Source organism: Nocardia sp. CY41 (genome assembly GCF_009829325.1).
GTDB lineage: Bacteria > Actinomycetota > Actinomycetes > Mycobacteriales > Mycobacteriaceae > Nocardia.
The window spans coordinates 1-3,877 of the sequence record NZ_VUOS01000088.1; the positions used below are offsets into that span (position 1 = coordinate 1).

At 66.2% G+C, this 3,877-nt stretch carries 6 protein-coding genes and 1 pseudogene; 2 read left to right on the top strand and 5 right to left on the bottom strand.

Annotation, left to right across the window (positions count from 1 at the left end; genetic code table 11):
- The first annotated feature begins 336 nt into the window (after positions 1 to 336).
- The gene (locus GVY64_RS36580; protein WP_159851232.1) at positions 337 to 570 is read left to right on the top strand and encodes a hypothetical protein; all 234 of its coding nucleotides are present in this window, start codon (positions 337 to 339) and stop codon (positions 568 to 570) included.
- Here GVY64_RS36580 and GVY64_RS36585 read toward each other — a convergent pair.
- From GVY64_RS36585 to GVY64_RS36595, 3 genes are all read right to left on the bottom strand, one after another.
- Positions 567 to 821: a hypothetical protein gene (locus GVY64_RS36585; RefSeq protein WP_159851234.1), complete on the bottom strand. Its 255-nt coding sequence runs from the start codon at positions 819 to 821 to the stop codon at positions 567 to 569. The genes GVY64_RS36580 and GVY64_RS36585 overlap by 4 nt on opposite strands.
- Positions 822 to 1,034: 213 nt before the next feature.
- Entirely contained in the window at positions 1,035 to 2,069 is a 1,035-nt protein-coding gene (locus GVY64_RS36590) for a hypothetical protein (RefSeq protein ID WP_159851236.1), read from the bottom strand.
- A gap of 119 nt (positions 2,070 to 2,188) precedes the next feature.
- The gene (locus GVY64_RS36595; RefSeq protein WP_159851238.1) at positions 2,189 to 2,608 is read right to left on the bottom strand and encodes a hypothetical protein; all 420 of its coding nucleotides are present in this window, start codon (positions 2,606 to 2,608) and stop codon (positions 2,189 to 2,191) included.
- Positions 2,609 to 2,776: 168 nt separating this feature from the next.
- Here GVY64_RS36595 and GVY64_RS36600 point away from each other — a divergent pair, with 168 nt between their 5' ends.
- Positions 2,777 to 3,103 carry a hypothetical protein gene (locus tag GVY64_RS36600; RefSeq protein ID WP_159851240.1) on the top strand — a complete coding sequence of 109 codons (327 nt, stop codon included), beginning with the start codon at positions 2,777 to 2,779 and terminating at the stop codon, positions 3,101 to 3,103.
- Positions 3,104 to 3,270: 167 nt separating this feature from the next.
- Here the strand turns inward: GVY64_RS36600 and GVY64_RS37530 are convergent, their stop codons facing one another.
- Positions 3,271 to 3,465, bottom strand: a complete 195-nt coding sequence (locus GVY64_RS37530) for a hypothetical protein (RefSeq protein ID WP_201298331.1) — start codon at positions 3,463 to 3,465, stop codon at positions 3,271 to 3,273.
- A 49-nt stretch (positions 3,466 to 3,514) separates the two neighbouring features.
- Positions 3,515 to 3,688: pseudogene (locus GVY64_RS38545) on the bottom strand (transposase); the annotation flags it as partial.
- Positions 3,689 to 3,877 lie beyond the last annotated feature (189 nt).

The following is a 3,877-nucleotide window of genomic DNA, read 5'->3' on the forward strand; positions in this document are numbered from 1 at the left end:
GTGGGCGGCCAAGGCCGCGGCCTCGTCCGCGAATACCCGCGTCGCCACCAACTCCTCTCCACGTTCGCGACGCCACTGATCTGCAGGCGCACGTGGCCGCGCTGGGAGCGCAGGTCCGTGATCTTGGGGTTCAGAGCGGCATGCAACGAAGCGGTGAACGGCCGCGCACCATCGGAGAACATTTCGCGGTCGAGAAACCACTTGCGGCAGCGTGCGGACCGTGCCGCTGCAGGCCGCGCTGGTCGCCTGGCTGGCCGAACGCCGCCGCCTGCTACGCGGCCAGCCCGAGCAGGTCGCGCTGTTCCGCACGAGCACACCCCGCACCGGCGCCTGGCGGTGCGCACCGTCGACGACGCCATCCGCGCCGTCGGCGCCGACGCCGGCCTGGACATCTCCCCGGGCACGCTGCGCGCCACCACCGAACAACGCATGCTGCGCGAAGGCCTCCCACCCGCGATCGTCGCCGCCCGCCTCGGGCAGCAGGCACCCGACCGTGAATCGTCGCCGCCCGCCTCGGGCGGGGGGATCAGGCCGTCGCGCACCATCTGCTTCTCGCGCTGGCGGTTCTAGTAGTTGGCATCGACGAGGGCGCCGATCGCGCCGCCCAGCCCTGCGGCGCTTTCGTGCGGGCAGAACGGGGTGTCGTGCCACCCGGCCGTGCATTTGGAGCAGATGTAGCGGTACTGCGGCAACACCACGATGTCCCCCCTCTCCAACCCGGCCGCGCCGGTCGGCGTCGTCTCGGTGAGCGTATCTGTCGCGTGCGATTCCACGCACGCAGCCAGGGGCAGCAGATCAGAGCCCCACAGCCCCTTTTTCACACCCTCTGTGCGCCTTCATCTTCCACACCGACACCCTGGTTCCTACCCTTACCACTTGCCCCGACACCGATCTTCAGCACCCAAATCCCCTCGTAAGCAAGTAAGTCCCACACCTCTTGCACTGAGGTGACGAGCAGATAACGAACAATGGTGCGGGCGTACCGTAGATAACGTGATGTCACTGGCGAAAATCGCGAGTGGCGATGGACGGGCCTACTCTCGTGGGGTGGTGTGGGCGGTGGTGAGGCTCTCGATCAGCTGGTTTGCGCGCCATCGGTAGTGGTGTGTGCAGGCGGCGGCGGCGGTGTCGGCGGCGTCCCGGACCTGCCGGAGGGCAGCGGCGTCCCGTGGGTCGGGTCGACGCTGGTGGCGTTCGGCGGTGCGTGCTCGTTCGGCGGCCTGCTGCAGCGGCCTCAGCACGGTCTGGAACGATGCGTCGGCCGCGGCCCGGACGGTCTCGCTGGCCTGGTGTGCAGCCTGGGCGAAGGCTTCGGTCTGGAGGTAGGCGGTGTGGTATGCCTCCGCGTCCGCGTCCGGCACCGTTGTCGCAGCCCGCATAGCCGCCACCTGCACCTGCATGGGGACGAGGTCGGGGGCGAAGGCGACCGCAGCCAGGTTCGCAGTGTGCGCGGCACAGGACGGGGGGCCTGCCGGCTCGCCGGGCTCGTCGGCATCAGCAAGCGCAGCAGCCTGGGCTGCGGCCTGGGCTGCGGTCGTCCACTCCGCGGGTGCGGGATCGTCACCGGCGAGTGTGCGGCGATACAGGTCGATCACCTGGTTCACCGCGCGGTGTTGGATGGAACCTTCGGCGGTGTATCGCAGTACCCCTTCTCGCGGGTCGGCCAGCAACTCGGACGTCCATTGCGCACCAAGCGAATGTAGATCCGCACCTGCCGGGATGGCCTCGATCGCGGCGACGGCGAACCTTCCGGCCTCATGGGCGGCAAGACGTTCGAAGCAGCGATCCATCAACCCGCCGACCACCCGCGGAATACCCCACAGACGAGTGCTCTCATCCAGCCAGGACACCGTGTCTTTCGCCGCCAGCACCACCGAGACCGGTACACCCTGCTCCTCGGCCAGCCGCTGCGCGCACAAGCAGACATGCAGCCCCCCGCCGACCCGCCCGTCCTGTAGCACCTGGCCACCTTGCCGGAACCCGGAGTAGGCGGCGATACGCTGCATCTGCACCACTGCCACGGCTTTCAGTTGCGGCTGGTCGTGCCATGCCACAAGCGTCCTCGACATCACCATTTTCACCCTCCCACCTTGCTATCGCGGTCACACACGTTCCGCAGGCATGCGGACCATACGGTGGCAGTCACCGGCCCCGCGCGCCGACAGCATGTATCCCATCATCCGTGCGGCTACCACGGCCCCCGCCCGAACCAGATCTTTTCCCCGTTGTCGATATACGCTGCCAGTTCATCGATGTTCGTGATCTGGACGGCATCGGTCACCATGCCCGAAGATCCGGTGTCCGGGTCTCTCATGAAATCGTCCTTCGGATACGGCCAGACGTCCTTCGGATACGGCCAGAACGAGTACACCTCAGGAGACCCCCAGCTCGTGCGCCCGGTCGCCATCACCACGTGATCGCCCCTCCCCCACAAGACCACATCGCCGCGCTGTGGTTGCGGGCCGGCGGGGTCGCCGGGAAGATAGAGCCGCTTCCCGTGTGGAAGCAGCTCCCGTGTTATCCACTCAGGATCCGATGGGGCCTTGCCAGTCTGCCTGAACTCGGTTATGGGCGCATATATCCTGCGGAGTTCGGCGTGGGTGATCACCTTGCTCCGTGCTGCGGCTCGCAGCAGCATTTCCCAACAATTCAGAGCAGAGTGCGGAGCCAGCGGCGGGAGAGGTCCTTCGGTCGGTGACCGTATCCAGGCCTCGAACTCCCGGCGCGGGATCTCCGCCCGATGAAAGCCCGCCCATCTCGCTTTAACACCCGACGAGTGAATTCTGTCGAGTTCGTCCGCAACGACCAATGGGGCGTCCGGCTGATCATGATGGTGCGTGCTGTGGCCGAGAGGGGGCCTATGGCCGGGCTGTTCTCCTCCACCGTGACCGGCCCGGTCTGCGCCATCCCTGGCTTGTTTCAGCCGTTCAGCGGCCGACACATCGCCATCACCGTGCCCACCGACCACAGCCCGAAGACCATCGGCGCCTACCCGACCTCTGCACATCTCCTCGAGGTTCCCGGTCACGCGGGGTATCTGGAGGGTGCGCAATCCATCGGCTATGCCCCTGACGTACTGCGCCAGCCTATTCCTAATCAATAGCCCTCATGCCCTGCTGCCTCGTGCACAGTCAGCACCGTCGCCACTTCCCTGGTCCGAGAAGCGACCGAATGATATTTTTCTTCCTCCCATCACACCAGGCGGCCCGGCCGTCGTCATCGGTTGGGTTGCTCATGGGTTCGAGCCCGCTCGCACGACCGGACGCCCCTTCATTCGGGCCGCAGGGAGGCGAGGGGAGCAGCAAAATGCGCAGTCTGGAAGAGCGGATCGGCGACACCATCGACGATCTGATCAAGCTCAGCCGCCAGGCGCACAGTTTGTTCGTCGATGCCCGTGACCGCGCCGAGCGCGCCGTGAACGTCGCCGAGGCCGCCCGCGAGCGCGAGTTGCACGCGCTCGAGCATCCCACCGTCCTGGATCCGGATCCGCCGCAACGATCAGTTCCTGTTTACGCCAGACATAGATCGTCTGGTCGCTGATGCCCAGGTCCGCAGCTACCTGCGCGACCGGACGCCCGGCTGCGACCAGATCCAGGACCTTGCGACGGAACTCCTCGGGATAACGCCTTGGCACGAACGTGTCTCCTTCGACGACTTCGTGACCAAGAGTCAAGCAAACCAACTCCACGAAACCGGGGGAAAATCAAGCCCTCCGAGAAAGCGGGGAACCTCACATCGTCAGTAGCACAACTAGGTGTTGTTGAGGACGAAATTTCCGGCGTCGAGCGGGTATCGCTGGGCGGCTCCGGGCATGAGGACCTCGAAGTCGATGCAGTCACGGGGTGGCGGTTCGTCCCCGCCCTGGGCCTGGACGGAG